Genomic DNA, 3212 nt, shown 5'->3' with positions numbered 1-3212 from the left:
GGCCTAGCCTTCGAGCTCCTTCTTCAGGTTGGCCAGCACCTCACCCTGAATCTTCCTCAGTCCCAACGGGGCAAACGTCTTTTCGAAAAACCCCTTGACGCCGCCGGCTCCATTCCAGCTGGTTTTGACGGTCACGCTAGATCCGGGGCCGGCCGGAGCCACCGTCCAGTTGGTGATCATCGACGAGTTCGCGTCCTTCTCGATGACGCTGTGACCAGCCACATCGACGGTCGCCTGCACGTCGCGGCTCCGGGATTTGGTGGCCTGAAGCTTCCACTTCGCAACGGTGCCCTGGCCCTGACCGCCCTGCAGCACTTGGTATTCGCTGTAGTGCGGGGACAGGATCTTCGGGCGGACGGTCTGGTAGTCCGCCACCGCGGCGAGCGTGGCCCCGGGCTCGACGTTGATCAAAATGGTGCTAGCTGCGCTGACCTGTGCCATCAGGCGCGACTCCTCTGTTGTGATGCCGCTCGCGAGCGGGTGCACGGGGTGTGGTCGAAGACTAGGGTATATGTGGTGCCAGGCTCTGGATCTGCACTCTCGGCTCACACGTCGGGCGTCGATCGGTTGATGGCGAGTTATCGCTGCATCCCCGTAACGTCCGCGGTCCGGCTCGCCAAGCCCACGTCAAACCTGTTCCGCGCCCGCACTAAACGCGATGCCCGCGGCCTGGACACCTCGGGACTGACCGGCGTCCTAAGTGTCGATCCCGATACCCGCACCGCCGATGTGGCCGGCATGTGCACCTATCAGGATTTGGTGGCCGCGACCCTGCCCTACGGCCTGTCGCCGCTGGTCGTTCCCCAGCTCAAGACCATCACGCTCGGCGGCGCGGTCAGTGGACTGGGCATCGAATCGGCGTCGTTCCGTAACGGTTTGCCACACGAATCGGTGCTGGAAATGGATATCCTGACCGGCGCGGGCGAATTACTCACCGCTTCGCGCGATCAGCACTGCGATCTGTTCCGGGCTTTTCCCAATTCCTATGGGACACTCGGTTATTCGACGAGGCTGCGGATCGAGCTGGAACCGATCGCGCCGTTTGTGGCCTTACGGCACATCCGATTTCACTCGTTGCCCGAACTGATCGCGGCCGCCGAACGCATCATCGACACCGGTGGGCAAGGTGGAATCCCGGTCGACTATCTGGACGGGGTGGTCTTCGGTCCCGACGAGAGCTACCTGTGCGTGGGCCGACGCACCACCACCCCCGGGCCGGTCAGCGACTACACCGGCAAAAACATCTACTACCAGTCGATGCGGCACGACCCCGCAGGCCCGACGGACAGCAAAGACGACCGGCTGACGGTGCACGACTATTTCTGGCGCTGGGACACCGACTGGTTTTGGTGCTCACGCGCATTCGGCGTGCAGAACCCGCGGCTGCGCCGCTGGTGGCCGCGCCGCTACCGGCGCAGCAGCGTCTACTCCAAGCTCGTGGCGTTGGATCGCCGTTTCGGGGTTTCCGACCGGATTGAGGCCCACCATGGGCGTCCGGGCCGGGAGCGGGTGGTCCAGGACGTCGAGGTGCCGATCGGGCGCGCCTGCGAATTTCTGGAGTGGTTTCTGGACAACGTGCCGATCACGCCGATCTGGTTGTGCCCGTTGCGACTTCGCGACCACGAGGGCTGGCCGCTGTATCCGATACCGGCGGAGGTCAGCTACGTCAACATCGGGTTCTGGTCTTCGGTGCCCGCCGGCGACGGTGTGGGAGCTACCAACCGGGCGATCGAGGCGAAGGTCGGTGAGCTCGACGGGCACAAGTCGTTGTACTCCGACTCCTTTTACAGCCGTGAGGAATTCGACCAGCTGTACGGCGGTGAGGCGTACAAGACGGTCAAGAAGTCTTACGATCCCGACTCTCGTCTGCTCGATCTCTATGCAAAGGCGGTGCAACGGCGATGACGACAACCAAAGAGCCCGACCACTCCATTACGGGCAAGCTGAACATGGCCGAGGTGCTGGCCATCTTCACCGCGAGCGGTGGGCACCCACTCAAGTTCACCGCGTACGACGGCAGCACAGCCGGAAGCGCGGACGCCGAGCTGGGACTGGACCTTTGCTCGCCGCGCGGCACGACCTACCTGGCGACGGCGCCCGGCGAGCTCGGCATCGCCCGCGCCTACATCTCGGGAGACCTGCAGCCCATCGGCGTGCATCCCGGCGATCCCTACGAGCTGCTCCGAATGCTGGCCGACCGCGTGGATTTCAAGCGGCCGTCGGCGTGGACCCTGGCTCAGGTGGTCCGCTCGATCGGTATCGAGCACCTGCTGCCGATTGCCCCGCCGGCGCTGGAAACCCCGCCGCGGTGGCGCCGATTCGCAGAAGGCTTGCTGCACAGCAAGTCCCGCGATGCGGGAGCCATCCATCACCACTACGACGTGTCCAACACGTTCTACGAATGGGTACTGGGGCCGTCGATGACCTACACCTGCGCGGTGTATCCGGACGCCGACGCGACTCTGGAAGAGGCGCAAGACAACAAGTACCGGCTGGTCTTCGACAAGCTCAAGCTGCAACCGGGCGACCGGCTGCTGGACGTGGGATGCGGCTGGGGCGGCATGGTGCGCTACGCCGCTCGCCACGGCGTCCGGGCCATCGGCGCGACGTTGTCGGCCGAACAGGCGAAGTGGGCCCAACGGGCGATCGAGAACGAGGGCCTGGCCGACCTGGCCGAGGTGCGCCACTCCGACTACCGCGACGTGCGGGAGTCGGGCTTTGACGCCGTCTCGTCGATCGGGCTGACCGAGCACGTCGGGGTGAAGAACTACCCCACGTATTTCAGTTTCCTCAAGTCGAAGCTGCGCACCGGCGGGCTGCTGCTCAACCACTGCATCACCCGTCACGACAACGAGCAGCACACGTTTGCCGGCGGTTTCACCGACCGCTACGTCTTCCCCGACGGTGAGCTGACCGGTTCGGGACGCATCATGATCGACATTCAGGACTCGGGTTTCGAGGTGTTGCACACCGAGAACTTCCGCCACCACTACGCGATGACGTTGCGCGACTGGTGCCGCAACCTCGTCGAGCACTGGGACGAGGCGGTTGAGGAAGTGGGTCTTCCCGTCGCCAAGGTGTGGGGCCTGTACATGGCGGCGTCCCGAGTTGCGTTCGACGAGAACAACCTTCAGCTTCATCACGTGCTGGCCGCCAACGTGGAGCGGCGCGGCGCCGACGATCTGCCGCTGCGCCCGTGGTGGCAGCCTTAA

Annotated in this window: 3 protein-coding genes; 2 read left to right on the top strand and 1 reads right to left on the bottom strand. The window is 64.6% G+C overall.

What is annotated here, in order from left to right:
- Positions 1 to 3: 3 nt before the first annotated feature.
- Entirely contained in the window at positions 4 to 441 is a 438-nt protein-coding gene (locus AAHS21_RS08310; RefSeq protein WP_342927213.1) for an SRPBCC family protein, read from the bottom strand.
- Positions 442 to 570: 129 nt separating this feature from the next.
- Between AAHS21_RS08310 and AAHS21_RS08305 the strand changes: the two genes are divergently transcribed.
- Both AAHS21_RS08305 and AAHS21_RS08300 read left to right on the top strand, forming a co-directional pair.
- On the top strand, positions 571 to 1905 hold the full coding sequence (locus tag AAHS21_RS08305) for an FAD-binding oxidoreductase (protein WP_342927212.1): 1335 nt from the start codon (positions 571 to 573) through the stop codon (positions 1903 to 1905).
- Positions 1902 to 3212, top strand: coding sequence for a class I SAM-dependent methyltransferase (locus AAHS21_RS08300; RefSeq protein WP_342927211.1), 1311 nt, complete (start codon positions 1902 to 1904; stop codon positions 3210 to 3212). Before AAHS21_RS08305 ends, AAHS21_RS08300 begins: the two co-directional genes overlap by 4 nt.

The sequence above is a fragment of the Mycobacterium sp. 050272 genome (genome assembly GCF_039023525.1).
Taxonomy (GTDB): Bacteria; Actinomycetota; Actinomycetes; order Mycobacteriales; family Mycobacteriaceae; genus Mycobacterium.
This window is presented reverse-complemented; position numbering and strand designations above follow the sequence as displayed.

Bases quoted from the DNA above. Each gene is read 5' to 3' on its own strand.
- AAHS21_RS08310 (WP_342927213.1), bottom strand. From the start codon at position 441: ATGGCACAGGTCAGCGCAGCTAGCACCATTTTGATCAACGTCGAGCCC.
- AAHS21_RS08305 (WP_342927212.1), top strand. From the start codon at position 571: ATGGCGAGTTATCGCTGCATCCCCGTAACGTCCGCGGTCCGGCTCGCC.
- AAHS21_RS08300 (WP_342927211.1), top strand. From the start codon at position 1,902: ATGACGACAACCAAAGAGCCCGACCACTCCATTACGGGCAAGCTGAAC.